We start from the raw sequence: 25,055 nt of genomic DNA, 5'->3' as shown, positions 1-25,055 counted from the left end.
GCCACCGCCACCGCCACCGCCACCGCCACCGCCACCGCCACCGCCACCGCCACCGCCACCGCCACCGCCACCGCCACCGCCACCGCCACCGCCACCGCCACCAGCTCCGGCTCCGGCTCCGGCTCCGGCTCCAGCTCCGGCTCCGGCTCCAGGGCAGAGCGGCACGGCCCCCGGGCAGAGCGGCACAACGCCCGGCCAGAGCGGAACCGCGCCCGGAAAATCGAAATAGTCCAATTGATCAATAAATATGAAAGCCACCCCGCGAATGCAGGAAGCGGAATGTCCCGGCGACCTGTGACCTTTCCACCCGACAGATCCCCCACGATCGTCACTTCATCAGGCCGGAGCGGATCCCTACAATTTTTTGCACAGGTTGCGAATCCGGCCTGATTCAAGCGGATTCTTTCAAGGAGTACCTCATGAACCTGATCAAGAAATTCATCCGCGACGAAGAAGGCGTGACCGCAATCGAATATGGCCTGATCGCTGCGCTGATCGCCGTGGTCATCATTGGTGCCGTCACCAATCTGGGAGCACGCCTCAAGGTTATGTTCAACAGCGTCGTTACGGCGCTTGGCGGCACGGCTGCGACTTAAACCCTTAGCAAATTCAGGATAAGAAATGAACCTGATTCGCAATTTTCTGCGCGACGAAGAAGGCGTGACCGCGATCGAATACGGCCTGATCGCTGCGCTGATCGCCGTGGTCATCATTGGCGCAGTCACCAACCTGGGTACCCAACTCAAAGTCCTGTTCAACAGCGTTGTCACTGCGATTGGTGGCACTGCAGCGCCTTGAACATGCTTGCGACCTACCTGCTCCTCGCCGCCCTGCTGATCGTGGCCATCGCCACCGATCTGCGCAGCCGGCGCATCCCGAACGTGCTGGTCGCGGTCGGGCTGGGGCTGGGGCTGGCGGGGCGGCTGCTGGATCCGGGCTCGCCTGCGGGCGAGGCCCTGATCGCCTTCTTCAAGGGCAGTGGCACGGGCCTGCTCGTGCTGATGCCGCTGTATCTGATGCGCGCCTGCGGCGCGGGCGACGTCAAGCTGATGGCCATGGTCGGCGGCTTCGTCGGGCCGGCCGTGGTGCTGGACGCCGCGCTGTGGACGCTGGTCTCGGGCGGCGTGCTCTCGCTGGTGTTCATGCTGGGCCGCGGCGTGGCGCGGCAGACGCTCGAGAACATCCGCTTTCTGGTGACCGACCTGATGGTGCGCACCCAGAGCGGCGAACGCGCCCGGCTGGCGCCGCTGGCCACGACCGCCGCGCGCCTGCCCTATGCGGTGGCGATTGCCGCCGGAACCCTGATCGCCGTGCTGCACGCCGGTCCGGCCTGACCCGAATTCCCTGCCCTGCGCCCACGGGCGCGCCGTCCCCTGTCCTCGACGCCACGGAGCCTGCGATGACGATGACCGAACTGAACTGGACCGTCAGCAGTCCGACCCCGGATCAGATCACCCTCGCGCTGGTCGAGGGCGACTTCTCGGTCTCGACCACGCTGTCGCGCGCCGACGCGCGCCAGCTCGAGTCGGCGCTGTCCGAACGCGGCAGCACCGGCAGCCACCGCGAGACCTGGCTGCTCGAGTGCCCGCTGCTCGACACCCGCCGGCCGGCCCGGCTGACGATCTACCAGAGCAGCCGGACCCTCAACGGCGTCACCTCGGTGTGGCTGGATGCCTCGGCGCGCCGGCACCTGCGCGAAACGCTGCACCAGCACCTGGACCGGCAGCCCGCCACACACGGCGTCAGTGCCCACTGAAGACGACCGGTCGCCCCACGACGGCCCGAGCCCTTCCTTCTCACTTCTCACGCCCCGAGGACCTGCCTGATGCGATCCCGCGCAATCCTGATGCTGGTGGTGGCCCTGCTCGCCGGCCTGGCCGCCACGGTGCTGGCCGCCCGCTGGGTCCAGCGCCAGGGCCAAGCCGCCCAGCCGGTCCTGGTGGCCCGGCAGGACATTCCGATCGGCACCGCGCTGAACGCCGACATGCTGAGCGTGGTCGACTGGCCGCGCGGCGAGCGTCCGGCCGGCACCTTCGAGCAGGCCGCGGCGCTCCAGGGCCGGGTGGTCACCACGGCGCTGGTGCGCGGCGAGCCGGTGCTGGCCGCACGGCTGGCGCCGGTCGGCGCCCAGGCGGGCCTGACCGCCCTGGTCACGCCGGGCAAGCGCGCGATGACGGTGCGGGTCAACGACGTCGTCGGCGTGGCCGGCTTCGCGCTGCCGGGCACCCATGTCGACGTGATCGTCAGCACCCAGGAAGATCGCGGCGACGGCAGCCGCGAGCGGCCGATCTCGAAGATCGTGCTCGAGCGCATGCTGGTGCTGGCGGTCGCGCAGGACGTCGACCGCGACCCGACCCGGCCGAAGGTGGTCAACGCGGTGACGCTGGAGGTCACGCCGCGCGAGGCCGAGATCCTCGACCTCGCCCGCAATGTCGGCACGCTCTCGCTGGTGCTGCGCAACCCGGCCGAGGCCCGCGGCGAGGCCTCCAGCGGCGTCACCAAGGACACGCTGCTGGGCACCGTCACGCCGGCGCCGCGTCCGGCCGCGACCGCACCGCAGGTCGCCGCCGCGCCAGCCCCCGCCCCGTCCCGGGCGACGCCCGCCCCCCGGCCGGCGCCAGCGCCGGCTCCGGCGCCCGTGCCGGATCGCACCCACTGCGTGGACATCATCCGCGGCTCCAGCAAGGTGACCGAATGCTTCTGAAGACGTCTCTCCTGAGCGCCCTGGTCCTGGGCGCGCTGTCGAGCGGGGCGAACGCCGCCCCGGCGCCGGCCGCCGCGCCGTCCTGCAGCGACGTCCGTCCGGGCCCGGCGGTGCAGGTCGCCGTCGGCAAGTCGACGCTGCTGCGCCCGGCCGCACCGGTGGCGCGCATCGTGCTCGGCAACCCCGGCCAGGCCGCGGCCTCCGGCGCGGGCGCGGCCGCCGCCAGCCGACCCGGCGTCGCCGAGGTCGACGTGGTGCTGCTCGGCCCCGGCGAGGTCCACCTGCTGGGCAAGGCGCTGGGCACGACCAATGTCGTCATGATGGACCGCCAGGGCCGCTGCACCAGCTTCGACGTCGTCGTCGGCATGGACGTCTCGGCGCTGCAGGCGCTGATCGCGCAGCTGCTGCCCGAGGAGAAGGACGTGCGCGTGGCCGCCGCCTTCGACTCGATCGTGCTGTCGGGCAGCGTCAGCGACAGCGAGGCGCTGATCCGCGTCACCGACCTGGCCAACGCCTTCGTGCGCAGCCAGCAGGGCAGCGGCGCGCAGGGCGGCGCAGCCGCCAACCCGCGCATCGTCAACATGACCAGCGTGGCCGCGCCGCAGCAGGTGATGCTGGAGGTGAAGGTCGCCGAGGTGTCCAAGTCGCTGATCGACAAGCTGGGCGCGCAGTTCGGCGCCAGCCGCACCAACGGCAACTGGACCTATGCGCTGCTGGCCGACTTCCTCAGCAGCGGCAACGCCGCGCTGTCGGCGCTGCGCGCGGGCAACCTGTCGCTGTCGATCGACGCGCAGAAGACCGACGGCCTGGTGAAGGTGCTGGCCGAGCCGAACGTGATGGCCATCAGCGGCCAGACCGGCAGCTTCCTGGCCGGCGGCAAGATCTTCATCCCGGTGGCCTCGACCAGCAGCAACGGCACCCGCGAGGTGACGCTGGAGGAGAAGGAGTTCGGCGTGTCGCTGCGCTTCACGCCGACGGTGCTCGGCGGCGGGCGCATCCACCTGCGCGTGCGCCCGGAGGTGTCGGAGCTCAACCGCGAGGGCGTGGGCATCACCGCCTCGGGCGTGTCGGGCACCGCCATCCTGCCGGCCTTCACCTCGCGCAAGGCCGAGACCACCGTGCAGCTGATGGACGGCCAGAGCTTCGCCATCGGCGGCCTGATCAAGAACAACACCACCACCAGCATCAAGGCCTTCCCCTTCCTGGGCGAGCTGCCGGTGCTGGGCGCGCTGTTCCGCAGCACCGAGTTCCAGAACGACCGCAGCGAGCTGGTGTTCGTCGTGACGCCGCGCCTGGTCAAGCCGCTGGAGCCGGGCTACCGGCTGCCGACCGACGCCTACCTGCCGCCGACGCGCCAGGAGCTGATGCTGCAAGGCCGCAGCGAACGACCGCTGCCCGAGACCGCCGCGACCGCGCCGGCCGCGCGCACGTCCCCGGAAGACGGCGGCCTGGAGCCGCCCGCACCGAACGAGGTCCGCCGATGATGTTCTTCCCTCGCCCTGCCGCCCTGACGCTGCTTGCGCTGCTGTGCACCGGCTGCGCCAGCACCTCGCCCGACTACGACAGCCGCTTCGGCGACACCGCGCGCACGCTGCTGCTGCAGCAGGCCGCCGACCCGCGCGCCGGCCTGCGCCATGCCGACAGCCAGCCCGCGGCCGACGGCCGCACCGTGCGCGAGGCGGGCGCGCGCCAGCTCGAGAGCTTCCGCGCGCCGCCGGTGCCGCAGCAGATCACGCTGGGCGTGAGCGGCGGCGCGGGCAGCGGCGCCGGCCAGTGAGGCTGCGGCCATGAGCACGCTCCGCGCCCCGCGCCGTCTCCGCCAGCCGCCCCGCCCGCGCGCCGCCCAGCAGGGTGCGGTCGCGATCATGGTCGGCCTGTCGCTGGTGGTGCTGATCGGCGCGGCGGGCCTGTCGATCGACGCCGGCCGGCTCTACGTCGCCAAGTCGGAGCTGCAGTCGGCGGTGGACGCCTGCGCGCTGGCGGCAGCGCGCGAGCTGGTCTGCACCGGCACCGACACCAGCTGCCTGGCCAATGCGGAAGCCGCCGGCCAGACGGTCGCCGCCCGCCACAAGGCCGACCTGCAGGCCGCCGCCGTCAGCGCCAGCGTCACCTTCGCCTCGACGCTGTCGGGCAGCTATGCGGCCCGGACCGCCGGCGCCGCGGCCACCGCCCGCCATGTGCGCTGCACCGCGCAGGTCGGCGGCATCCAGCCGTGGCTGATGGGCGTGCTGGGCGCGGGCAACAGCACGGTGGCGGCCAGCGCGGTGGCCACCACCGCGCCGGCGCAGGACTTCTGCCTGTCGACACCGATGGCGCTGTGCAGCAGCGGCGCAGGCAGCAACTTCGGCTACACGGTCAACCAGTGGATCACCGTGACCTCCACGGCCAGCGGCCAGGATGCCAGCCTGGGCGGCAGTCTGCGCTGGGCGAGCATCACCGGCAACACCAGCACGAACGCGATCCGCGACCAGCTGGAGGGTTCGACCCCGGCCTGCGGCAAGGCGCAGGGCAGCACCGTGACGCTGTCGAACGGCACGCAGCAAGGCACGAAGAGCGCCTACAACACCCGTTTCGGCCTGTACCCGAACGGCGCCGGTGCCGCGACCCCGTCCACCGTCCCGCCCGACCGCACCGGCTACGCCTACCCCAGCAAGACCCTGGGCATCGGCACCGACGTCTACGGCGACTACCTGAGCCGGCGCGCCAGCTTCACGCCCTTCACGCCGAACGACTACAAGGGCAATCCGCCAGGCAACGGCAAAGGGAATGGCAACGGAAACGGGAACGGCAATGCCGGCGGCAGCTACTCCGGCAACCCGATCACCCAGGCCGCGCACCAGCAATACGGCACCGACCGGCGCCTGATCAGCGTGGCCGTCACCGACTGCACGGCCGGCACGCCCAGGATCAGCGGCGTCGCCTGCCTGCTGATGCTCAACCCGATGGGCGACGGCGCGACCAGCGACCTCCATTTCCAGTACCTCGGCAACGCATCAAGCGGCACGACGCCCTGCGGCAGCACCGGCACGCCCGGCGGCAGCACCAGCAGCGGCCCGAGGGTGCCGATGCTCGAGCAATGAACCGGGAGCCCGCGATGACGACACGATCCGCCCATCCGCGACTGCCCTTGCGCACGCGCCAGCGCGGCGTCGCCGCGGTCGAGTTCGGCCTGGTGGCGATGGTGCTGATCACGCTGCTGCTGGGCGCGGTGGAGTTCGGCCGCGCGATGAACCAGTACGCCGCGCTGACCCGCAGCACGCGCGACGCGGTGCGCCATCTCTCGGAGAAGGCGCCGGGCGATGCCGGCGCGATCGCCGAAGCCACGAATCTGGCCGTCTACGGCAGCACCAGCGCCGGCACCACCGCACTGGTGAGCGGCCTGACGACCGCCCAGGTGACGGTGCTCGACGCCAGCAGCAGCGGCGCGCACAGGCTGCAGTCCACCGGCCGCGGCGTGATCAACCTCGTGGAGGTGCGCATCAGCGGCCTGGACTTCCAGCCGCTGGCGAGCTGGCTGGTGCCCGCCTTCACCTTCTCGCCGATCTCGGCGACCATGCGCCAGGGGCTGTGATGAGACGCGCCCGCCTGTCCGCCCTGAAGCGCCAGCGCGGCGCGACCGCCATCGAGTTCGCGCTGGTGGCCAGCGTGCTGCTGCCGCTGCTGATCGGCACCATCGAGGTCGGCCGCGTGATGTGGCTGTGGAACGCCGGCGGCGAGGCCTCGCGTCTGGCCGCCCGGCTGGCGGTGGTCTGCGACATCGGCGACGCCGACATCGCCGGGCGCGTGGCCGACAGCCTCGGCGCCGGTGCCGCCAGCGTGATCGTGCCGCAGATCAGCCTCGAGCCCGCCGGCTGCGACCGCGACACCTGCCAGCGGGTGCAGGTGACGCTCCAGGCCCGCAGCGTCACCACCTTCATTCCCTTCGTCGATTTCGCCCCGGTGCTGCCGCCGCAGCGCACCACGCTGCCGCGCGAATCCCTCTCCAGCACCGACAACACGCTGTGCCAGCCATGAAGATCAAGGTCATCTCGCCGATCGCCCGCCACGCCGACACCTGGAGTGCCGCGCTGGGCGCCGGCGACGCCACGCTGCAGCCCGAGGCCATCGTGCTGCCGCTGCACCAGGTCCTGGTGCTGGTCAACGGCAGCCGGCCGGACCTGGTGATCGTCGAGACCGTGGCCTCGCGGGACTTCGAGGCGCTGGAACGGCTGGCCGCGCAGCATCCCGAGATCGACTTCGTGCTGATCGGCAACGCGCTGACGCAGGACATGCTGCTGCGCGCGATGCGCGCCGGCGTGCGCGAGGTCGTGCCCGCTCCCACCGCGACCGAGGCCCTCGTCGAGGCGGTGCGCCGCATCGCGCGCAAGCGCCGCGCCGCCTTTCCCGCGGCGGCCCAGCCGAGCGCGGCAGCCCGCGTGCTGGCCTTCATCAGCTGCAAGGGCGGCAGCGGCGCGACCTTCGTCGCCGCCAACATCGCGCACCGGCTGGCCGACGGCGGACGGCGCCGGGTCGGCCTGATCGACCTGAACATGCAGTTCGGCGACGCGCTGCTCTTTCTCGGCAGCACCCGCGCGTCCAGCGACGTCGCCACGGTGGCGACCTCGCTGGAGCGGCTCGATGCCGACCTGCTGCGCGCGGCGATGACCGAGGTGTCGCCGGGGCTGATGGTGCTCGCCGCGCCCGAGGACCCCTCGCGCGGCAGCGCGGTCACGCCGGCGCAGGTCGAGGCGATCGTGCAGCTCGCGCGCACGATGTTCGACGTCGTCGTCATCGACGCCGGCCGCGCGCTGACCGGCGTGACGCTGCAGGCGCTGGACATGGCCGACCGGGTCTGCGCGGTGCTGCAGCTGACGCTGCCCTTCGTGCGCGACGGCCGGCGCCTGCGCGAGGTCTTCCGCTCGCTCGGCTATGCCGACGACAAGACCGCCTGGATCGTCAACCGCCACGAGAAGGGCGGCCAGATCACGCTCGACGACCTGCGCCGCACGCTGGGCATCGACGAGGTGCTGACGCTGCCGAACCACTACGCCGCCGCCGCCGCCGCGGTCAACCAGGGCCTGCCGGTGGCGCAGGTGGCGCCGTCGAGCCCGCTGTCGCGCGCGCTGGGGGATCTGGCCGCGCGGCTGGTGCCGCAGGCCGCCCCGGCCGCCGGCCGCCCGCGGGGCGGCTGGCTGCGCCAGATCCTCGGCGGATCGTCCGCCACGCCCTCGCCCTGACCCCATCCCGCCCGGAGCCCCCCATGAGCCTGAGAGAACGCCTCGGCGCCCCGTCGGTCCCGCCCCAGGGACTGAGCGGCCAGAACGAGACCGGCGAGGCCGCCGCGATGCCGCTGCGGCCCTACCAGACGATCAAGGCGCAGATGCACCAGAGCCTGCTGCGCCGCATCGACCTGAGCGCGCTCGAGAACCTCCCGGCCGAGCGCATGCGCGACGAGCTGCGCCTGCTCGTCGAGCGCCAGCTCGCCGAGGAGAACCTGGTGCTGAACGCCACCGAGCGGCGCAACCTGGTGCGCGACGTGCAGAACGAGATGCTCGGCCACGGCCCGCTCGAGCCGCTGCTGGCCGATCCCGGCATTTCCGACATCCTGATCAACGGCGCGCACCGCATCTACATCGAGCGCGGCGGCCGGCTGGAGCTGACCGATGTCAGCTTCGTCGACGACGACCACCTGATGAAGGTGCTCGACCGCATCGTGTCGCGGGTGGGGCGGCGCATCGACGAGTCCAGCCCGATGGTCGACGCGCGGCTGCCCGACGGCAGCCGGGTCAACGCCATCATCCCGCCGCTGGCGCTCGACGGCCCGGTGGTGTCGATCAGGCGCTTTCCGGCCACGCCGCTGCGCATGGACAACCTGGTCGGGCTGCGCTCGCTGTCGGAGGAGATGGCGCAGTTCCTCGCGGCCGCGGCCGAGGCGCAGCTCAACATCCTGATCTCCGGCGGCACCGGCTCGGGCAAGACCACGCTGCTCAACATCCTGAGCGGCTTCATCCCGGCCGGCGAGCGCATCGTCACCATCGAGGACGCGGCCGAGCTGCGGCTGCAGCAGCCCCATGTGGTGCGGCTGGAGACCCGCCCGCCCAACATCGAGGGCCGCGGCGCCATCGGCCAGAACGCGCTGGTGCGCAACGCGCTGCGCATGCGCCCGGACCGCATCATCCTGGGCGAGACCCGCGGCGCCGAAGCCCTGGACATGCTCCAGGCGATGAACACCGGCCACGAAGGCTCGATGACGACCATTCACGCCAACACCGCCCGCGACGCGCTCGCGCGCCTCGAAAGCATGATCGCGATGGGCGGCGTCGACCTGCCGATGCGCGCCGCGCGGGCGCAGATCGCCTCGGCGGTGTCGCTGGTCGTGCAGGCCAACCGGCTGGCCGACGGCTCGCGCCGCATCACCAGCATCCAGGAGATCACCGGCATGGAAGGCGAGGTGGTCACGATGCAGGAGATCTTCGCGTTCCGTCAGACCGGCGTCGGCGCGGACGGGCTGGTGCAGGGGCATTTCCATGCCACCGGCGTGCGCCCGCGCTGCTGGGAGCGCCTGAGCTCGCGCGGCATCCGGCTCGCCGAGGCGCTCTTCCATCCGGTGCGCCGGGTGATCTGAACCGGCACCGCCGCGGACTCCGCCGATGGACACCACCTTCGTCCTGTTCTCGCTGCTGGCCTTCCTGGCGGTCGTGCTCGGCCTGGAGGGGCTCTACAACCTCTGGGCCAGCCGGCGCAGCGCCGAGGCCCGGCGCATCGCCAGCCGGCTGTCGACGCTGGCCGGCGACGCCGAATGGGACGTCAGCCGCCTCGAGCGGGTCGAGGAGGAGACCCGGCTGCCGGCGCTGGACCGGCTGCTGCGCGCGACCCCGGCCGGCCTGCGGCTGGAGCGCCACGTGCGCGCCGGCGGCAGCACGCTGGCGGCCAGCGAGCTGCTGGCGCTGTCCGGGCTGCTGACCGGTGCCGGCCTGCTGGTGGCGGCGCTGCTCGAGCGCGGCCTGCTCGCCGGCCTGCTGCTGGGCGCGGCACTGGGCGCCCTGCCCTGGCTGCGCATGAGCCGGCAGCGCGAGCAGCGCCTGCAGCGCCTCGAGAACCAGTTCCCGGAGGCGCTGGACCTGATGGCGCGCGCGCTGCGCGCCGGCCATGCGCTGCCGGTGGCGATCCGGATGTGCGGCGACGAGCTGCCGACGCCGCTCGGCCCGGAGTTCGCGCTGCTGGCCGACGAGACGCACTACGGCGTGTCCTTCGACGAGGCGCTGCGCGGGCTGAGCGAGCGGGTGCCGCTGCCCGACATCGGCTACTTCGTCGCGGCGGTGACGATCCAGCGCGAAGCCGGCGGCAACCTGGCCGAGCTGATCGACGGCATCGGCACGCTGGTGCGCCAGCGCATGAAGCTGCACGGCCAGGTGCGCACCCTCTCGGCCGAGGGCCGGCTGTCGGCGCGCATCCTGACGCTGCTGCCGCTGGGCGTCGGCCTGATGGTGCATCTGGTCAACCCGGACTTCCTGTCGGTGCTGTGGACCGATCCGACCGGCCGGATGCTGTCGGGCACGGCGCTGCTGCTGGTGGCCATCGGCCAGCTCTGGATGCGCCACATCATCCGCCTGCGGGCCTGAACCCGCCGTGCTCCCCCCGAACCGACTGGACTGCGGACTCTGACGATGGACATCGAGCAGCTGATCTTCCTGGGACTGGTGTTCGCGGTCGTGACCGCGAGCACCGCAGCCGCCGGCTGGCTGATCGAGCGGCGCCGGACGCGGCAGCGCCTGGACCGCCTGGCCGGCGACACGCTGGCCCCGCGCGACGATGCCGCGATGCCGGGCTGGCTGCGCACGCTGCTGCGGTGGATCGAGCCGGCCGGCCGGCTCTCGACGCCCGAGGAAGGCTTCGAGGCCTCGGCCCTGAAGCGCCGCTTCGTGCAGGCAGGCCTGCGCGACGCCTCGGCGCCGCGCACCTTCTTCGCGATCAAGACGGTGCTGACGCTGGGCCTGCCGCTGCTCATGCTGCTGGCCCGGCACCTGAGCGGCGGCGCGGGCCGGCAGGACGGCAGCCTGCAGCTGCTGGTGCCGCTGCTGCTGGCGGCGACCGGCTACTACGCGCCGAACCTGCTGCTGGCACGGCGCATCCAGCAGCGCCAGCGCGAGCTGTTCGAGGCCTTCCCGGACGCGCTCGACCTGATGACGGTCTGCGTCGAGGCCGGCCTGGGCATCGAGGCCGCGATGCTGCGGGTGGCCGACGACATCGCCATCAAGAGCCCGGTGCTGGCCGAGGAGATGCGCCTGCTCAACCTGGAGCTGCGCGCCGGCATGGACCGGCCGCGGGCGCTGCGCAACCTGGCCTTCCGCACCGGCGTCGACGAGATCGACGGCTTCGCGACGATGATGATCCAGGCCGAGCGCTTCGGCACCAGCATCGCCGCCTCGCTGCGCATCCAGTCCGACCTGCTGCGCACGCGCCGGCGCCAGCGCGCCGAGGAGGCCGCCGCCAAGATCGGCCTGAAGCTGCTGTTCCCGCTGATGTTCTGCATCTTTCCCGCGCTGCTGGTCGTGCTGGTCGGCCCCGCCGGCCTGCAGCTGGTGCGCGCGCTGCGCAGCATGGGCTGAGCCCCCCACCCGGAGATCCTGATGACACGCCCCCTGATCGCATCGTCCGGTCTGGCGATGCTCGCATCGACGACGCTGGGCGGCTGCGCGGTGCTGCCCGCCAGCGCCCCGCCGGACACCGCGGCCGCACCGGCACGCACGCCCCCCTGGCGGATCGAGCCGCTGCAGCAGGTCCGACACGCGCTGGAGGCCGGCGAGCCCCAGGCCACCGCGCCCGCCGACCGCCTGCACCGGCAGGCGCTGCTGCTGGCCGCGGCCGGCAGCCTCGACGCGGCGATCGCGCAGCTGCAGCAGGCCGTCCGGCTGGCGCCGCGGCAGGCGGCGATGCGCAACAACCTCGGCTTCCTGCTGATGCAGTCCGGCCGCGCGGACGAGGCACGCCCCCATCTGCTCGCCGCGCTGGAGATCGATCCGTCGATGCGACGCGCGCAGGTCAATCTCGAGCGGCTGCCCGCGCCTGCCGCGCCGACCGCGCCGGCTGTCGCCACGCCCGGCGCCGCCCCGCGGGAGACGCCCGAAGCCGCGGTCTCTCCCGGCCTGGGCCCCGACCCGCGGCAGGCAGAGGCCCGCGTGCGCATCGTCAACGGCAACGGCCGCGCCGGCGCCGCCGCCCGGCTGGGCCGGTGGCTCGGCCTGCCCAGGGTGCGACTGTCCAACCTGGGCCGCTTCGATGCCGACCGCACCGAGATCGGCTACCGGCCCGGCCATGCGGACCGCGCCCAGGCGCTGGCGCGGCAGATGCCGGTGCCGGTGCGGCTGCGCGAGATGCCCGACCTGGGCGAGACCGACGTGCGCATCGTCGTCGGCCGCGACCTGCAGGACAGCGCGAGCCCGGCCATCGCGCGCAAGGGCCTGGCACGCATGCCGGCCGGATCGTCGCGGGTGTCGACATGGAAGGCCTGATCGTCTGGCTGGGCGGCGCCGACGCGCAGCGCGCGCCCGTGGCGCCGGCGGGCTGGCGCACCGAGCGCTGGGCGCGGCTGCCCGACAGCGCGGAGGTGGCCAGGCTGCCCAAGGTCGATGTGCTCGTCGTCGACGAGCACGGCTTCGACGCCGGCGATGGCGATGCCACGCGGCTGCTCGAGCTGCGCCTGCACCAGCCGCAGACCTGCTGGATCGTGACCTGGCGCTGCCCGTCGACCGCGCCGGCGCTGCTCGAGCAGCTCGAGCGCTATCGCGTCCAGGCGGCGGTCTCGCCCGACATCGACGAGCTGGCGCTCGGGCGGGTGCTGCGGGCGCTGGACAGCGGCGACCTGTGGCTGCCGCGCTCGGTGCTGCAGACGCTGTACCTGCGCGCCCGCCAGGCCCACACGCAGGCGCTGATGGCGCTGGCCGGCCGGGCGCGCGACAGCGACGAGGCGCAGGACGCGCGCGAGCAGCAGATCCGGGCGCTCCAGCGCGGAGGGCTCAGCCACAAGGAGATCAGCCGCACGCTCGGCATGAGCCTGCATGTGGTGAGAAGACATCTGTCAGGCACGGCCGGACACGGCTGACGTGAAGCGCTTCATTCCGGGTGATGCCGGCAGGCCGGGATCTGGTGCAGACTGCGGCCAGATCGCCTGATCCTTTCAACACCACAGTCACCCACGGAGCGAACACGCGATGACCACCAAGATCACCAAGGCCATCTTTCCCGTGGCGGGTCTGGGAACCCGCTTCCTGCCCGCCACCAAGGCCCTGCCCAAGGAAATGCTGCCGGTGGTGGACAAGCCGCTGATCCAGTACGCGGTCGAGGAGGCCTATGCCGCCGGCATCCGCGAGATGATCTTCGTCAACGGACGCAACAAGCGCGCCATTCCCGACCACTTCGACACCGCCTACGAGCTCGAGACCGAGATGGAGGCCGCCGGCAAGACCGAGCTGCTGGAGACGGTGCGCTCGATCAAGCCCGACGACATGCACTGCATCTACCTGCGCCAGCCCAAGGCCCTGGGCCTGGGCCACGCGGTGCTGTGCGCCGAGCCGGTGGTGCGCGAGGAGCCCTTCGCGGTGCTGCTGGCCGACGACCTGATGGTCGGCGAGCCGCCGGTGCTGGCACAGATGGTCGAGCAGTTCCGCGAATGGCGCACCTCGATCCTGGCGGTGCAGGAAGTTCCGGCCGAGCACACCAAGCGCTACGGCATCGTCTCCGGCCGCCCGGTGGGCGAGCGCATGCTCGACCTGACCGGCATCGTCGAGAAGCCGGCGCCCGAGGTCGCGCCCTCGCGCCTGGGCGTGGCCGGACGCTACATCCTGACGCCGGGCATCTTCAAGGAGATCCGCAACCAGCCGCGCGGCGTCGGCGGCGAGATCCAGCTCACCGACGGCATCGCCGGCCTGCTGCGCCGCGAGAAGGTCTTCGCCTACACCTACCAGGGCCAGCGCTACGACTGCGGCAGCAAGGAAGGCTTCCTGCAGGCCAACGTCGAGCTGGCGCTGACGCACCCGACGCTGGGCGCCGAGTTCAAGCGCTATCTCGACGCCCGCTACGGCGTGGCCTGAAGGCGACCGGGCGATGCTCTGGCTGAAGGGCTGGGGGGCAGCGCTGCTGGCCGTGGGCCTGCTCGACGCGCTGTGGCTGGGCTGGATCGCGCGGGGCTTCTACGTGCGCGAGATGGGCGACCTGATGGCCGCGCAGGTTCGCACGCTGCCGGCGCTGCTGTTCTACGTCGGCTACCCGGCCGGCGTCGCGGCGCTGGTGCTGTGGCCGCGGCCCGAGGCGCTGCCCGAGGCGGTGCTGCGCGCCGCGCTGGTCGGCCTGCTGGTCTACGGCACCTACGACCTGACCAACATGGCGACGCTGCGCCACTGGAGCCTGCGCCTGGCGCTGGTCGACGTGGCCTGGGGCACGCTGGTCAGCGCGGCCGCCGGCGCCGCAGCCCATCTGGCCACCCGCCCGGCGGCCTGACCCGCCCCGCCAGAGACGACGACGCCCGGACGGGATCGCTCCCTCCGGGCGTCGTGCCGGAGACGACCGGCCGCGGGGGCCGGTCATCCTGCGGCGTCGATCAGCCGCGCACCTGGCGACGGCGCGACACGAAGCCCAGCACGCCCAGGCCGGCCAGCATCATCGCGATCGAGTCGGCTTCCGGCACCGGAGCAGCCGTGTAGTCGATCAGGCCCAGCGGGCGGTTGTACGGATCGGCGTTGGTCAGCGTGATCAGCATGTTCTGCGTGCCGACCGGCACCGCGAAGCCCTGCCAGCCCGAGTCGTAGTTGAGACCCGAGGCGATCATCGAGGCCACCGAGATCGAATCGGCACCCAGCGCCGAGGTCGAGCCGGCACCGTAGTACGACACCTTGATCGAGTCGTTGTACAGCGCGCCGGCGGTGTAGTCCTCGGTCATCAGGCGCAGCCACAGCACGTCGCCGTACTTCGACACCGGGCCGGCCAGGTTCAGCGTGTAGGCCGAATTGCTGCCGCAGGTCACGGTCGAGGCGGCGCAGATCTCCAGAAGGCCGAACTTGCTGCCGTCGGCGGCCAGCACGCCGGTGCCGGGCACGCCATCATCGTGGGCGTAGGAGAACGGCGTGCCGGTCTCGTCGTTGATGGTGTGCAGCGTCGTGCCGCTGTCGACGGCGCTGAGCAGCGCGCCGTCCGGCGTCGGCAGGGTGATCCAGCCGCTGGTGCCGGTCTCGAAGCCGGCGTCCGTCACGGCGAAGGCCGGCGAGGCCGAGACAGCTGCCAGAGCGGCAGCGAAGGCGATCTTCTTGAACATGGGGGAGGCCCTTTCCTGATTTAGGATGATCTGAAGAATCCGCCGCCGCAGGCCGGTGGCTGATTGCTTCGATCCAGTGTAGGGCGGGTCCGCTCAGGGTTTGCACCCCCGATCATGTGCTGTTCTGGCGATCCAAATGAAACTAGGTGAATTTATGAAAATAATGAAACTCGTTCAGGGGGAGCGAAGCATCGGGGGACAAAGATCTCGGAAGAATCCGGTCGGGCAAAAAAAAGCCGCCCCGAAGGGCGGCATCAAGGATGAGTACGAAACGAGACCAAAGAACGAAAGGGCCGGCAGGGGGACCGGCCTGAGGGACGGTCAGGCGCGCGACGTCTGGCGACGGCGCCCGACCAGGGCCAGCACGCCGAGGCCGGCGGCCATCAGCGCAAAGGAGGAGTTTTCCGGCACCGGCGCCGCGCTGAAATCGATCGCCAGCGTCGGAGGATTGCTGCCACCGATGTCGTGGAAATTGGTCAGCGTGATGCTGACCTGCTGCGTGCCGGGACGCAGCGCATAGCCGAGCCAGCCGGAATCCGCGGTATAGCCGGAATTCAGGATGTCGGCGGCGCTCAGCACGTCCGGACTGGCGACGTTGCCGTCATACACGACGCTGACGCGGTCGTTGTAGGTCGGAATGCCCGGCGAAGGTGCCACCGAATAGAAATAGTCCGCGGTGAGCAGGCGCAGATACAGCACGTCGCCGTAGCGGGACGCGGCGCCGAGCGAGAGCGTCGCGGTGCTGTCGTGGCTGACCGGCAGCAGCGAGCTGGTCGCCGGCGCGGGGCCCATCTGCAGCACGCCGAACTGGCTGCCCTCGACCGGCGACAGCGACACCGGCATGACGAAGCCCGGATCGTACTCGTCGACCACATTGGTCGAGTAGGAGCCGACCGCCGACAGCGTCGCGCCGCCCGACAGCGTCCAGCCGCTGGTGTCGCCGGACTCGAAGCCGAGGTCGCTGGCGGCCCACACCGGTGCGCCCAGGCCTGCGGTCAGGGCCAGCGCCACGGCAAGATTCTTGAACATCGAAGGATCCTCCTGAACGGAATGGAAAGGTCCGCTATGCATGCCGGCGGGGTTTTCCCGGCATGCAGTGAAGTCTAGGAGGAAGCCATGCACCACGAAGGGTCGAATACCTGCAGCGGCGCGTCCAATTCAAGTTTCGTGCCGACCCGACCGAGGTTCAGCGCCCGATCTGGGGGACCCGCGCCACCGCCAGCGCCGCAGCCGCGTTGCGGGTTTCGACGCCGAGTTTCTCGTAGACATGCTCGAGGTGTTTCTTGACCGTCGCGGGACTGGCGCCGACGATCTCGCCGATGTCGCGGTTGGTCTTGCCGCGCGCGACCCAGTACAGCGCCTCGGCCTCGCGCGGCGTCAGCGCGAAGGCCAGCGCCAGCGCCTCCAGCGCGGCCGCATCGTCGGCCTCGCGCAGCACCAGCAGCCACTGGCCGTCGCCGGCGGCCTCGTGCAGCGTGAAGCGCAGCCGCCGCCCGCTCAGCGAGGCCTCCAGCACCAGCGAGGGCGAGCCCGGCACCGGCCCCTCGTCGAGCCCGGCGTGGCGCACCGTCTCGCGCTGCAGCCAGGACAGCACCTCGACCGGCGCGCGCCGGCCGTCGAAGACGAAATGCTGCTCGAGCATCTGCCGCGCCAGCGAGGTCTGCCAGACGATGCGCCCGTCGTGCATGCGCACCATCAGCGTGGCGTGGCCGAAGGCGTCGAGCGCGTTGCGCGCCTGCTGCTGCTCGCGCGCGGCCAGCGAGTGCGCGGTGATGCGCGCGATCACCTCGCGGGCGCGGATCGGCTTGGTCACATAGTCGGTGCCGCCGGCGGCGAAGGCGGCCACCACATGCTCGGTCTCGGTCAGGCCGGTCATGAAGATGATCGGAATCGCGGCGGTGCGCGCATCGGCCTTGAGCCGGCGCGCGACCTCGAAGCCGTCCATGCCCGGCATCATCGCGTCGAGCAGGATCACGTCGGGCCGGGCGCGCAGCGCACGCTCGAGCGCGCTGGGGCCGTCGGTGGCCACCAGCACGGTGTAGCCCGACTCGTCGAGCGTGTCGTGCAGCACCGCGAGGTTGTCGGGCACATCGTCGACGATCAGCACCACATCGGCGCGGCGTTCAGCGGGAGCGTTCATCGGTGTCGTCATGGCCATCGCGTGGGTCGTTCTCATCCAGCGTCCTGCGCAGCAGTCCGTTCATCGCGTCGAGCTGGAACTGGCGCGCCAGCGCGCGCAGCCGCCCGACCAGCGCGGCGCATTCGGGCTGCGCGGCCTCGATGCGGTCGAGCTCGCGCATCACGCCGCGCACATGTCCGATGCCGATCGCGTCCCGCAGCGCGCGCAGCCGCTCCGGGTCGATGCGCAGCGGCACCTCCGGCGCCGGCGGCCGGGCCGGTGCGCCCGGCGCGGACAGGGCCGGCTCCGCGGCCGGCGCCTCGGCCTCGATCCACTGCAGCGCCAGGCGCCGGCCCAGCCAGTCGAGCAGCTCGCTGACCCGCACCGGCTTGACCAGGAAGTCGCCCGGCTCGATGCCCACGTCGTTGTCCAGGCCCTTGTCGAAGGCGTTGGCCGAGACGATCGCCGCCGGCGTGCCCGCCAGCAGCAGGCCCTGGGCGCGGATGCGGCGCAGCGTCTCCCAGCCGTCGATGCCGGGCATGGCCAGGTCCATGAAGATCGCGTCGGGCAGGGCCCCGCCCGCCTCCTGCAGCGCGCGCAGGCATTCCTCGCCGCTGGCGGCCTGGCGGATCGTGAAGCCCAGCGGTTGCAGCAGGCTGACGATCAGACCACGGTCGACCTCCTCGTTGTCGACCACCCAGATGCAGCGCGGCGGACCGGCCACCCCGATGCGCCGGCGCACCGGCGCCGGCCGGCCGGCCGCGCCGTCGTGCACCTCCGGCAGGAACAGCCGCAGCCGGAAGGTGGTGCCGCGGCCGGGCTGGCTGTCGACCGTCAGCTCGCCGCCCATCAGGTCGGCGAGCATGCGGCTGATCGTCAGCCCCAGGCCGGCGCCGCCGCTGACGCTGCCGCCGGCCGCCGCCGAGCCGCGCTCGAAGGGCTCGAAGATGCGCGCCATCTCCTCGGCCGTCATGCCCGGGCCGGTGTCGGCGATCTCGAAGCGGGCGATCTCGCGCGCGTACTGCAGCCGCAGCACCACCTCGCCCTCGCGGGTGAACTTGATCGCGTTGCCGACGATGTTGATCAGGATCTGGCGCAGCCGCTTGTCGTCGGCACGCACGCAGGCCGGCGCGCCGGCGATCTCGCTGCGGAAGACCAGGCCCTTGGCGGCGGCCTGCAGCTCCAGCAGCCGGGTGATCTCGCCCAGCGTCTCGGCGAAGCGCATCGGGCGCACGTCCAGGCGCAGGCGCCCGCTCTCGATGCGCGCCAGATCGAGCGTGCCCTCGATCAGCGACAGCAGGTGGTCGCCGCCGCGGCGGATGACGCTCACCGCCTGGCGGCGCTGCGGCGGCATCGTCTCGTCCTCCTCCAGCAGCTGGGCGTAGCCGAGGATGGAGTTCAGCGGCGTGCGCAGCTCGTGGCTGATCGTGGTGATGTAGCGGCTCTTGGCGAGATTGGCCGACTCGGCCGCCTGCTTGGCCTGCTGCAGCGCCAGATCGGTCTGGCGGTGCGACTCGATCTCGCGGCGCAGCGCCTGGGTCTGCGCGTGCAGCGCCTGCGTCTGGCGGTTGGCCTCCTCCTGCGCCACCTGGCGGCTCTTGTGCGCCAGCACCAGCCACCAGGCGACCACGCCCGACACCAGCGCCAGCGTCGGCAGCACCAGCTCGCGGCGCATGCCGGCCAGCAGCGCCAGCAGCGGCAGCAGCCCGGCCATCATCAGCAGGTAGTGGCCCAGGCCGCGCTCCAGCGACGGCCAGACCGGGCGCGGCAGCAGCCGGCGCAGCACCGCCACCCACTGCGCCGACAGATGCGCCTGCGGCGGCTTGCACAGGTCGTGGCAGCGCACGTCGAGCGTGCAGCACAGCGAGCAGATCGCGCCGCGGTAGGCGGGGCAGTGCGTCATGTCCTCGCCCTCGTACTCGCGCTCGCAGACGGTGCAGCGCTGCGGCGAGGCATAGCGGCGATAGACGCCCGTGCCCTCGCCCACCCGCGGCGCCAGGTAGAAGCGCCCGCGCGTGGCCCAGGCCAGCAGCGGCGAGACGAGCAGCGCCGTCACCAGCGCGATCGGCGCCGACCAGGCCTGCGCCATCGCGCCGAAGATGCCCAGATAGGCCGCCACCGACACCAGCGAGGCCGCGCCCATCGCGCCGACGCCGACCGGATTGATGTCGTAGAGATGCGCGCGGCGGAACTCGATGCCCTTCGGGCTCAGGCCCAGCGGCTTGTTGACGACCAGGTCGGCCACCACCGCCATCATCCAGCTGATGGCGATGTTGGAGTACAGGCTCAGCACGCCGCCGAGCGCCTGGAAGACCTCCATCTCCATCAGCATCAGCGCGATGCCGGTGTTGAACACCACCCAGACCACCCGCCCCGGATGGCTGTGCGTGATGCGCGAGAAGAAGTTCGACCAGGCCAGCGAGCCGGCGTAGGCGTTGGTGACGTTGATCTTCAGCTGCGAGATGACCACGAAGAGCGCGGTGGCCGCGATCGCCCAGCCGTAGTGCGGGAAGACGTACTCGTAGGCGGCCAGGTACATCTGGTTCGGATCGACCGCGCGCTCGATCGGCACCATGTGGCCGATCGCCAGCGAGGCCAGCAGCGCGCCGCCCAGCATCTTCAGCACGCCGAACACCACCCAGCCGGGACCGCCGGTGACCACGCCGGCCCACCAGCGCAGCCGGTTCTCGCGCGTGCGCTCGGGCATGAAGCGCAGGTAGTCGGCCTGCTCGCCCATCTGCGTGAACAGCGCGATGCCCACCGTCATCGCCGCACCGAAGGCATGGGGGTCGAAGCCGGTCAGGTCGGACTCGCCGCCATAGGAACGCAGCGCGTCGAGCACGCCCGGGTTCTCGTGCAGCACGAAGGCATAGGGCAGCACCAGCATCAGCGCCCACAGCGGCTGGGTCCAGACCTGCAGCCGGCTGATCATCGTCACGCCGTGCGTGACCAGCGGCAGCACCACCGCCGCGCAGACCAGATAGCCCCAGGCCGGCGGAATGTCGAAGGCCAGCTCCAGCGCGTAGGCCATCACCGCCGCCTCGAGCGCGAAGAAGATGAAGGTGAAGCTCGCGTAGATCAGCGAGGTCAGCGTCGAGCCGATGTAGCCGAAGCCCGCGCCGCGGGTCAGCAGGTCCATGTCGACGCCGTGGCGCGCGGCGTAGGCGCTGATCGGCAGGCCCGCCAGGAAGATGATCAGCCCGGTGGCCAGGATGGCCAGCGCGGCGTTGACGAAGCCGTGCTGCACCAGCAGCGTCGCGCCCACCGCCTCCAGCACCAGGAAGGAGGCCGCGCCGCCCAGCGCGGTCACCGCGACGCGGCCGATGCTCCAGCGCCGCGCGCTGCGCGGGGCGAAGCGCAGCGCGTAGTCCTCCAGCGTCTCGCTGGCGACCCAGTCGTTGTAGTCGCGCCGGATCTTGATGACGCGCTGCACCGGTTCGCCGGCCTCGCCCGCCGGGCCCAGCCCGCGGGCTGGCCCGATTTCTGCCTGCAGGCCTGCTGCCGATGGGTCTCCGTCCTCGCTCATGGGGGCGGAGGCACTCAAGAAACGCACCAGCCCGGTCTGTCGCCCGTCAGGCCGGCCGAAGTCACGTCCGCACCTGCACCATGGAACTCACCCCTCGCGAGAAGGACAAGCTGCTGATCTTCACCGCCGCGCTGCTGGCCGAGCGTCGCCGGGCCCGCGGCCTGAAGCTCAACTACCCGGAGGCGGTGGCGCTGATCACCGCCGCGATCATGGAAGGCGCGCGCGACGGCAAGTCGGTCGCCGCGCTGATGAGCGAGGGCAAGACCGTGCTCGCCCGCGCCGACGTGATGGACGGCATCGCCGAGATGATCCCCGAGATCCAGGTCGAGGCGACCTTCCCCGACGGCACCAAGCTGGTGACCGTGCACCAGCCGATCGCATGAACCACGTCGGTGCGCACCAATTTTGCGCATCACGCTCTTCCTTCACCGCCCTGCCCTTGACCATGAAGAAGACCGCCTCCCTGCTGTCCACCGCGCTGCTGAGTCTCGGCGCCGCGCTGCCCGCCTTCGCCCACGAGGGCCACGGCCTGCCCGGCAGCGCCCACTGGCACGCGACCGACGCGATCGGGTATGTGCTGGCCGCCGGCATCGGCGCGGCGCTGTGGTTCACCCGCAAGTGATGCGGCCTGTCTGCGGAGACCCCCGATGATTCCCGGAGAACTCTTCACCGACGCAGGCGAGCACCTGCTCAACCCGGGCCGGCGCACGCTGACGCTGGTGGTCGAGAACGCCAGCGACCGCCCGATCCAGGTCGGATCGCACTATCACTTCGCCGAGACCAACGCCGGCCTGCGCTTCGACCGCGCGGCCGCGCACGGCATGCGGCTGAACATCGCCAGCGGACTGGCGGTGCGTTTCGAGCCCGGCCAGCAGCGCACCGTCGAGCTGTGCGATTTCGCCGGCGACCGCCAGGTCTGGGGCTTCCGCGGCCTGGTGCAGGGAGCGCTCTGACATGACGACATCGAAAGCCACCTTCCCCCGCCGCGCCTATGCCGAGATGTTCGGCCCGACGGTGGGCGACCGCCTGCGCCTGGCCGACACCGACCTGATCATCGAGGTCGAGCAGGACCTGACCCTGCGCGCCGGCGGCTACGGCGAGGAGGTCAAGTTCGGCGGCGGCAAGACCATCCGCGACGGCATGGGCCAGAGCCAGCGCCCGAACGGCCCCGGCCCCGGCGACGCGGTCGACTGCGTCATCACCAACGCGCTGATCCTCGACCACTGGGGCATCGTCAAGGCCGACATCGGCCTGCGGGGCTCGCGCATCGCCGCGATCGGCAAGGCGGGCAACCCGGACGTGCAGCCCGGCGTCGACATCGTCATCGGCCCCGGCACCGAGGTGATCGCGGGCGAGGGCATGATCGTCACCGCCGGCGGCATCGACACGCACATCCACTGGATCTGCCCGCAGCAGATCGAGGAGGCGCTGACCTCGGGCGTGACCACGATGATCGGCGGCGGCACCGGCCCGGCCACCGGGACGTTTGCCACCACCTGCACGCCCGGCCCCGAGAACCTCGCGCGCATGCTGCAGGCGGCCGACGCCTTCGCGATGAACATCGGCTTCCTCGGCAAGGGCAACGCCAGCCGCCCCGAGGCCCTGCGCCAGCAGGCCGAGGCCGGCGCGATCGGTCTCAAGCTGCACGAGGACTGGGGCACGACGCCGGCGGCGATCGACAACTGCCTGAGCGTGGCCGAGGAGACCGACATCCAGGTCGCGATCCACACCGACACGCTGAACGAATCGGGCTTCGTCGAGGACACGGTCGCCGCCTTCAAGGGCCGCACCATCCACAGCTTCCACACCGAAGGCGCCGGCGGCGGCCACGCGCCCGACATCATGAAGGTGGTGGGCGAGGCCAACGTGCTGCCCTCGTCCACCAACCCCACGCGCCCGTACACCGTCAACACGCTGGACGAGCACCTGGACATGCTGATGGTGTGCCACCACCTCGACGCGTCGCTCGCCGAGGACCTGGCCTTCGCCGAATCGCGCATCCGCCGCGAGACCATCGCCGCCGAGGACATCCTGCATGACCTGGGCGCGATCAGCATGTTCTCGTCGGACTCGCAGGCGATGGGCCGGGTCGGCGAGGTCATCCTGCGCTGCTGGCAGACCGCCCACAAGATGAAGACGCAGCGCGGCAAGCTGCCCGGCGACACCGACCGCCACGACAACGCCCGCGTCAAGCGCTACCTGGCCAAGCTGACGATCAACCCGGCGATCACGCACGGCATCAGCCACGAGGTCGGCTCGGTCGAGGTCGGCAAATGGGCCGATCTGGTGTTCTGGCGCCCGGCCTTCTTCGGCGTCAAGCCCAGCCTGGTGCTCAAGGGCGGCTTCATCGCGATGGCCGCGATGGGCGACCCGAACGCCTCGATCCCGACGCCGCAGCCGGTGCACTACCGGCCGATGTTCGGCAGCTTCGGCGGCGCGCTCGCGCGCACCTCGCTCACCTTCCTGTCGCAGGCCGCACAGGCCGGCGGCGTGCCCGAGCGGCTGGGCCTGCGCAAGCAGACCGCCACGGTCAAGGGCTGCCGCACCGTGCAGAAGGCGGACATGGTCCACAACGGCTACACGCCGGTGATGGAGATCGACGCGCAGACCTACTCGGTGCGCGCCGACGGCCTGCTGCTGACCTGCGAGCCGGCGACGAGCCTGCCGATGGCGCAGCGCTACTTCCTGTTCTGAGCCGGTCGAAGGCGAGCCAGAAGCATCCGGCATGACGATCGTCAATCTGCGATCAGGACCATTGCATAAGCTCGGCCGGATCCTCACTGACGGACAAGGCTGTTCCGATGCTTCTGCGCCCTCTCCTTTCCCGGATCGCGATGCTGCTGGCTGGCGCCGCGCTGGCGGGCACCGTCCAGGCCACGCCGGCCGAGAACGATGCGGCGATGATCCGCCTGGCCACCGACAGCGGCTGCATGCGCTGTCACTCCGTGCTGCCGGCGCCGAAGCGCGCCGACGGGCTGCCGCCGATCGCGCCGGCCTGGCGTGACATCGCGATCAAGTACCGCGACGACGTGCGCGCGCACGACACGCTGGTGCGCACCGTGCTCGACGGCTCCGACCCGAAGCGTCGCCACTGGGCCGGCAAGGTCGGCGCCGAGGCGATGCCGCCGAACGCCGACGCGCTGAGCGCCGAGGACGCGCGGGTGCTGGTCGACTGGATCCTCGTGCTGGTGCCCTGAGCCCCGGAGGCCGTCGCGGGGGTGGCACAAATGCCGGCACGTGCCGGCTTTCTCCATCATTTGTCCCTCTGCGTGACGAAGGCACCCCAGTTCGACGGATGGCCGGACCGGGGCTTCGCTATCGTCCCTGGCTCGCAGTGGCTGCGCGAGGACCGGTGCGGGATCGGGACCGATGCAGAAGGCTGCCAACGGGAGCGCAGCATGAGCACCCCTTCCCTGATCCACTGCGGCGAGTTCGTCGACGCGCTCGCCGCCCTGCGTCGCGGCCATGTCATCGTCGCGCTCGACCGGGATGCACGCACCTGCGTGCTCGACGGCTCCGGACTGCACTGGTCCTTCCGCACGCTGCACGAGTACGGCCTGGTGGCCGAGTTCGACAATCCGGACGGCTTTGCCGGGCTGCGCTATTTCCGGCTGACGGCGGTGGGCGCGCAGTTCGCCGACCGCGCGCTGGCCGCGTGGCACGAGCGGCCGTGGCACCAGCGCCTGATGATCCGGCTGCGCGGCTGAGCGCCGGCCGCGCCGGCACGGAGGACGGCCTTGCCGCACAATGCGGCGATCATGCTGACCGTCAACAAGATCCTGCCCCAGGGGCGCGGCCTCGCCCGCGTGCTGCTCAACCGCGCGCCGAGCGTCGAGCTCGACTGGGACGTGCGCCAGAAGAGCCGCTTCGACATCACCGACAGCACCGGTCGCCATCTCGGCGTCTTCCTGCCGCGCGGCACGCTGGTGCGCGGCGGCGACGTGCTGGTGGCCGAGGACGGCTCGATGGTGAAGGTCGTCGCCGCGGCCCAGCCGGTGCTGGAGGTGCGCATCTGCGCCGAGCACGGCACGCCCTTCGACCTGCTGCGCGCGGCCTACCACCTCGGCAACCGCCATGTGCAGCTCGAGCTGCAGCCCGACCACCTCAAGCTCGAGCCTGACCATGTGCTGGCCGACATGCTGCGCCAGATGCACCTGATCGTCACCGAGACGCAGGCCGCCTTCGAGCCCGAGGGCGGCGCCTACGCCGCAGGCTCCCATGCCCACGGCCACGGACATGCTCACGATCACGGGCACGGCCATCCGCACGACCATGGGCACGCGCACGCCCCGGCACCGGCCCCCGTCCGCGGCCGCCCGATCGGCATCGCGGTGCGCGCCGAGGCCGCGCCGCATGTGCACGGCCCCGGCTGCGGTCACGACCACGGGCATGGCCACCACGATCACTGACGCCGCGCCCC

30 protein-coding genes are annotated in these 25,055 nt (G+C 71.6%); 25 read left to right on the top strand and 5 right to left on the bottom strand.

Annotated features, from left to right (window positions below):
• Positions 1-188, bottom strand: a 188-nt coding sequence (locus tag HNQ01_RS07955) for a hypothetical protein (RefSeq protein ID WP_217427443.1), incomplete at its 3' end; no start/stop codon positions are given.
• A gap of 231 nt (positions 189-419) precedes the next feature.
• Between HNQ01_RS07955 and HNQ01_RS07950 the strand changes: the two genes are divergently transcribed.
• The 18 genes from HNQ01_RS07950 to HNQ01_RS07865 all read left to right on the top strand — a co-directional run bounded on the left by HNQ01_RS07950 (position 420) and on the right by HNQ01_RS07865 (position 14,179).
• Entirely contained in the window at positions 420-596 is a 177-nt protein-coding gene (locus tag HNQ01_RS07950) for a Flp family type IVb pilin (RefSeq protein ID WP_173804826.1), read from the top strand.
• A gap of 25 nt (positions 597-621) precedes the next feature.
• Positions 622-798 (top strand): Flp family type IVb pilin, encoded by a 177-nt coding sequence (locus HNQ01_RS07945; protein WP_173804825.1) that lies wholly within the window; start codon positions 622-624, stop codon positions 796-798.
• Positions 799-800: 2 nt separating this feature from the next.
• Positions 801-1,334 (top strand): A24 family peptidase, encoded by a 534-nt coding sequence (locus HNQ01_RS07940; protein WP_173804824.1) that lies wholly within the window; start codon positions 801-803, stop codon positions 1,332-1,334.
• Positions 1,335-1,399: 65 nt separating this feature from the next.
• The gene (locus tag HNQ01_RS07935) at positions 1,400-1,756 is read left to right on the top strand and encodes a hypothetical protein (RefSeq protein ID WP_173804823.1); all 357 of its coding nucleotides are present in this window, start codon (positions 1,400-1,402) and stop codon (positions 1,754-1,756) included.
• Positions 1,757-1,822: 66 nt separating this feature from the next.
• Positions 1,823-2,704, top strand: a complete 882-nt coding sequence (cpaB, locus tag HNQ01_RS07930; RefSeq protein ID WP_217427453.1) for a Flp pilus assembly protein CpaB — start codon at positions 1,823-1,825, stop codon at positions 2,702-2,704.
• Positions 2,695-4,188, top strand: coding sequence for a type II and III secretion system protein family protein (locus HNQ01_RS07925; RefSeq protein ID WP_173804821.1), 1,494 nt, complete (start codon positions 2,695-2,697; stop codon positions 4,186-4,188). The genes cpaB and HNQ01_RS07925 overlap by 10 nt, the downstream gene beginning before the upstream one ends.
• Positions 4,185-4,481: a hypothetical protein gene (locus HNQ01_RS07920; protein WP_173804820.1), complete on the top strand. Its 297-nt coding sequence runs from the start codon at positions 4,185-4,187 to the stop codon at positions 4,479-4,481. The genes HNQ01_RS07925 and HNQ01_RS07920 overlap by 4 nt, the downstream gene beginning before the upstream one ends.
• 10 nt (positions 4,482-4,491) lie before the next feature.
• Positions 4,492-5,784: a pilus assembly protein TadG-related protein gene (locus HNQ01_RS07915; protein WP_173804819.1), complete on the top strand. Its 1,293-nt coding sequence runs from the start codon at positions 4,492-4,494 to the stop codon at positions 5,782-5,784.
• A 14-nt stretch (positions 5,785-5,798) separates the two neighbouring features.
• A complete protein-coding gene (locus HNQ01_RS07910; RefSeq protein ID WP_286180580.1) occupies positions 5,799-6,275 on the top strand; it encodes a TadE/TadG family type IV pilus assembly protein in 477 nt (158 codons plus the stop codon).
• The gene (locus HNQ01_RS07905; RefSeq protein ID WP_173804817.1) at positions 6,275-6,718 is read left to right on the top strand and encodes a TadE/TadG family type IV pilus assembly protein; all 444 of its coding nucleotides are present in this window, start codon (positions 6,275-6,277) and stop codon (positions 6,716-6,718) included. The genes HNQ01_RS07910 and HNQ01_RS07905 overlap by 1 nt, the downstream gene beginning before the upstream one ends.
• Entirely contained in the window at positions 6,715-7,920 is a 1,206-nt protein-coding gene (locus HNQ01_RS07900; protein ID WP_173804816.1) for a CpaE/TadZ family protein, read from the top strand. The genes HNQ01_RS07905 and HNQ01_RS07900 overlap by 4 nt, the downstream gene beginning before the upstream one ends.
• 23 nt (positions 7,921-7,943) lie before the next feature.
• The gene (locus HNQ01_RS07895) at positions 7,944-9,308 is read left to right on the top strand and encodes a TadA family conjugal transfer-associated ATPase (protein ID WP_173804815.1); all 1,365 of its coding nucleotides are present in this window, start codon (positions 7,944-7,946) and stop codon (positions 9,306-9,308) included.
• Between the two features lie 25 nt (positions 9,309-9,333).
• Positions 9,334-10,305, top strand: coding sequence for a type II secretion system F family protein (locus tag HNQ01_RS07890; protein ID WP_173804814.1), 972 nt, complete (start codon positions 9,334-9,336; stop codon positions 10,303-10,305).
• Positions 10,306-10,350: 45 nt separating this feature from the next.
• A complete protein-coding gene (locus HNQ01_RS07885; protein WP_173804813.1) occupies positions 10,351-11,292 on the top strand; it encodes a type II secretion system F family protein in 942 nt (313 codons plus the stop codon).
• Positions 11,293-11,313: 21 nt separating this feature from the next.
• Positions 11,314-12,195: a LytR C-terminal domain-containing protein gene (locus HNQ01_RS07880; RefSeq protein ID WP_173804812.1), complete on the top strand. Its 882-nt coding sequence runs from the start codon at positions 11,314-11,316 to the stop codon at positions 12,193-12,195.
• Positions 12,183-12,785: a response regulator transcription factor gene (locus HNQ01_RS07875; RefSeq protein WP_173804811.1), complete on the top strand. Its 603-nt coding sequence runs from the start codon at positions 12,183-12,185 to the stop codon at positions 12,783-12,785. Before HNQ01_RS07880 ends, HNQ01_RS07875 begins: the two co-directional genes overlap by 13 nt.
• Positions 12,786-12,894: 109 nt before the next feature.
• Positions 12,895-13,773, top strand: a complete 879-nt coding sequence (gene galU / locus HNQ01_RS07870) for a UTP--glucose-1-phosphate uridylyltransferase GalU (RefSeq protein WP_173804810.1) — start codon at positions 12,895-12,897, stop codon at positions 13,771-13,773.
• A gap of 13 nt (positions 13,774-13,786) precedes the next feature.
• Positions 13,787-14,179: a DUF2177 family protein gene (locus tag HNQ01_RS07865; protein ID WP_173804809.1), complete on the top strand. Its 393-nt coding sequence runs from the start codon at positions 13,787-13,789 to the stop codon at positions 14,177-14,179.
• Positions 14,180-14,279: 100 nt separating this feature from the next.
• On the opposite strand, the gene HNQ01_RS07860 is transcribed toward HNQ01_RS07865, so the two are convergent.
• The 4 genes from HNQ01_RS07860 to HNQ01_RS07845 form a co-directional block, all read right to left on the bottom strand.
• Positions 14,280-14,990: a PEP-CTERM sorting domain-containing protein gene (locus HNQ01_RS07860; RefSeq protein ID WP_173804808.1), complete on the bottom strand. Its 711-nt coding sequence runs from the start codon at positions 14,988-14,990 to the stop codon at positions 14,280-14,282.
• A 321-nt stretch (positions 14,991-15,311) separates the two neighbouring features.
• The gene (locus tag HNQ01_RS07855; protein WP_173804807.1) at positions 15,312-16,019 is read right to left on the bottom strand and encodes a hypothetical protein; all 708 of its coding nucleotides are present in this window, start codon (positions 16,017-16,019) and stop codon (positions 15,312-15,314) included.
• Positions 16,020-16,176: 157 nt separating this feature from the next.
• Positions 16,177-17,130: a response regulator transcription factor gene (locus tag HNQ01_RS07850; protein WP_173804806.1), complete on the bottom strand. Its 954-nt coding sequence runs from the start codon at positions 17,128-17,130 to the stop codon at positions 16,177-16,179.
• On the bottom strand, positions 17,114-20,635 hold the full coding sequence (locus HNQ01_RS07845; protein WP_173804805.1) for a hybrid sensor histidine kinase/response regulator: 3,522 nt from the start codon (positions 20,633-20,635) through the stop codon (positions 17,114-17,116). The genes HNQ01_RS07850 and HNQ01_RS07845 overlap by 17 nt, the downstream gene beginning before the upstream one ends.
• An 80-nt stretch (positions 20,636-20,715) precedes the next feature.
• Between HNQ01_RS07845 and HNQ01_RS07840 the strand changes: the two genes are divergently transcribed.
• The 7 genes from HNQ01_RS07840 (at position 20,716) to ureE (ending at position 25,044) form a co-directional block, all read left to right on the top strand.
• Positions 20,716-21,018: an urease subunit gamma gene (locus tag HNQ01_RS07840; protein WP_173804804.1), complete on the top strand. Its 303-nt coding sequence runs from the start codon at positions 20,716-20,718 to the stop codon at positions 21,016-21,018.
• Between the two features lie 62 nt (positions 21,019-21,080).
• A complete protein-coding gene (locus tag HNQ01_RS07835; RefSeq protein WP_173804803.1) occupies positions 21,081-21,257 on the top strand; it encodes a hypothetical protein in 177 nt (58 codons plus the stop codon).
• A gap of 25 nt (positions 21,258-21,282) precedes the next feature.
• A complete protein-coding gene (locus HNQ01_RS07830) occupies positions 21,283-21,588 on the top strand; it encodes an urease subunit beta (protein ID WP_173804802.1) in 306 nt (101 codons plus the stop codon).
• A 1-nt stretch (position 21,589) separates the two neighbouring features.
• Positions 21,590-23,329: an urease subunit alpha gene (gene ureC / locus HNQ01_RS07825; RefSeq protein WP_173804801.1), complete on the top strand. Its 1,740-nt coding sequence runs from the start codon at positions 21,590-21,592 to the stop codon at positions 23,327-23,329.
• Between the two features lie 107 nt (positions 23,330-23,436).
• A complete protein-coding gene (locus HNQ01_RS07820; RefSeq protein WP_286180577.1) occupies positions 23,437-23,832 on the top strand; it encodes a c-type cytochrome in 396 nt (131 codons plus the stop codon).
• Between the two features lie 201 nt (positions 23,833-24,033).
• A complete protein-coding gene (locus HNQ01_RS07815; RefSeq protein WP_173804800.1) occupies positions 24,034-24,342 on the top strand; it encodes a hypothetical protein in 309 nt (102 codons plus the stop codon).
• A gap of 51 nt (positions 24,343-24,393) precedes the next feature.
• Positions 24,394-25,044, top strand: coding sequence for an urease accessory protein UreE (gene ureE, locus HNQ01_RS07810; protein ID WP_173804879.1), 651 nt, complete (start codon positions 24,394-24,396; stop codon positions 25,042-25,044).
• The last annotated feature ends 11 nt before the right edge of the window (positions 25,045-25,055 follow it).

Source organism: Sphaerotilus uruguayifluvii, from assembly GCF_013294065.1.
GTDB lineage: Bacteria > Pseudomonadota > Gammaproteobacteria > Burkholderiales > Burkholderiaceae_C > Sphaerotilus > Sphaerotilus uruguayifluvii.
Note: the sequence above shows the minus strand (reverse complement) of the source record. Positions and strands in the feature narration are given on the sequence as shown.

What these genes read in the sequence shown, in the direction of transcription:
- HNQ01_RS07950 (WP_173804826.1), top strand. Translation starts at nt 420, where the DNA reads ATGAACCTGATCAAGAAATTCATCCGCGACGAAGAAGGCGTGACCGCA.
- HNQ01_RS07945 (WP_173804825.1), top strand. Translation starts at nt 622, where the DNA reads ATGAACCTGATTCGCAATTTTCTGCGCGACGAAGAAGGCGTGACCGCG.
- HNQ01_RS07940 (WP_173804824.1), top strand. Translation starts at nt 801, where the DNA reads ATGCTTGCGACCTACCTGCTCCTCGCCGCCCTGCTGATCGTGGCCATC.
- HNQ01_RS07935 (WP_173804823.1), top strand. Translation starts at nt 1,400, where the DNA reads ATGACGATGACCGAACTGAACTGGACCGTCAGCAGTCCGACCCCGGAT.
- HNQ01_RS07925 (WP_173804821.1), top strand. Translation starts at nt 2,695, where the DNA reads ATGCTTCTGAAGACGTCTCTCCTGAGCGCCCTGGTCCTGGGCGCGCTG.
- HNQ01_RS07920 (WP_173804820.1), top strand. Translation starts at nt 4,185, where the DNA reads ATGATGTTCTTCCCTCGCCCTGCCGCCCTGACGCTGCTTGCGCTGCTG.
- HNQ01_RS07915 (WP_173804819.1), top strand. Translation starts at nt 4,492, where the DNA reads ATGAGCACGCTCCGCGCCCCGCGCCGTCTCCGCCAGCCGCCCCGCCCG.
- HNQ01_RS07910 (WP_286180580.1), top strand. Translation starts at nt 5,799, where the DNA reads ATGACGACACGATCCGCCCATCCGCGACTGCCCTTGCGCACGCGCCAG.
- HNQ01_RS07905 (WP_173804817.1), top strand. Translation starts at nt 6,275, where the DNA reads ATGAGACGCGCCCGCCTGTCCGCCCTGAAGCGCCAGCGCGGCGCGACC.
- HNQ01_RS07900 (WP_173804816.1), top strand. Translation starts at nt 6,715, where the DNA reads ATGAAGATCAAGGTCATCTCGCCGATCGCCCGCCACGCCGACACCTGG.
- HNQ01_RS07895 (WP_173804815.1), top strand. Translation starts at nt 7,944, where the DNA reads ATGAGCCTGAGAGAACGCCTCGGCGCCCCGTCGGTCCCGCCCCAGGGA.
- HNQ01_RS07890 (WP_173804814.1), top strand. Translation starts at nt 9,334, where the DNA reads ATGGACACCACCTTCGTCCTGTTCTCGCTGCTGGCCTTCCTGGCGGTC.
- HNQ01_RS07885 (WP_173804813.1), top strand. Translation starts at nt 10,351, where the DNA reads ATGGACATCGAGCAGCTGATCTTCCTGGGACTGGTGTTCGCGGTCGTG.
- HNQ01_RS07880 (WP_173804812.1), top strand. Translation starts at nt 11,314, where the DNA reads ATGACACGCCCCCTGATCGCATCGTCCGGTCTGGCGATGCTCGCATCG.
- HNQ01_RS07875 (WP_173804811.1), top strand. Translation starts at nt 12,183, where the DNA reads ATGGAAGGCCTGATCGTCTGGCTGGGCGGCGCCGACGCGCAGCGCGCG.
- galU (WP_173804810.1), top strand. Translation starts at nt 12,895, where the DNA reads ATGACCACCAAGATCACCAAGGCCATCTTTCCCGTGGCGGGTCTGGGA.
- HNQ01_RS07865 (WP_173804809.1), top strand. Translation starts at nt 13,787, where the DNA reads ATGCTCTGGCTGAAGGGCTGGGGGGCAGCGCTGCTGGCCGTGGGCCTG.
- HNQ01_RS07860 (WP_173804808.1), bottom strand. Translation starts at nt 14,990, where the DNA reads ATGTTCAAGAAGATCGCCTTCGCTGCCGCTCTGGCAGCTGTCTCGGCC.
- HNQ01_RS07855 (WP_173804807.1), bottom strand. Translation starts at nt 16,019, where the DNA reads ATGTTCAAGAATCTTGCCGTGGCGCTGGCCCTGACCGCAGGCCTGGGC.
- HNQ01_RS07850 (WP_173804806.1), bottom strand. Translation starts at nt 17,130, where the DNA reads ATGAACGCTCCCGCTGAACGCCGCGCCGATGTGGTGCTGATCGTCGAC.
- HNQ01_RS07845 (WP_173804805.1), bottom strand. Translation starts at nt 20,635, where the DNA reads ATGAGCGAGGACGGAGACCCATCGGCAGCAGGCCTGCAGGCAGAAATC.
- HNQ01_RS07840 (WP_173804804.1), top strand. Translation starts at nt 20,716, where the DNA reads ATGGAACTCACCCCTCGCGAGAAGGACAAGCTGCTGATCTTCACCGCC.
- HNQ01_RS07835 (WP_173804803.1), top strand. Translation starts at nt 21,081, where the DNA reads ATGAAGAAGACCGCCTCCCTGCTGTCCACCGCGCTGCTGAGTCTCGGC.
- HNQ01_RS07830 (WP_173804802.1), top strand. Translation starts at nt 21,283, where the DNA reads ATGATTCCCGGAGAACTCTTCACCGACGCAGGCGAGCACCTGCTCAAC.
- ureC (WP_173804801.1), top strand. Translation starts at nt 21,590, where the DNA reads ATGACGACATCGAAAGCCACCTTCCCCCGCCGCGCCTATGCCGAGATG.
- HNQ01_RS07820 (WP_286180577.1), top strand. Translation starts at nt 23,437, where the DNA reads ATGCTTCTGCGCCCTCTCCTTTCCCGGATCGCGATGCTGCTGGCTGGC.
- HNQ01_RS07815 (WP_173804800.1), top strand. Translation starts at nt 24,034, where the DNA reads ATGAGCACCCCTTCCCTGATCCACTGCGGCGAGTTCGTCGACGCGCTC.
- ureE (WP_173804879.1), top strand. Translation starts at nt 24,394, where the DNA reads ATGCTGACCGTCAACAAGATCCTGCCCCAGGGGCGCGGCCTCGCCCGC.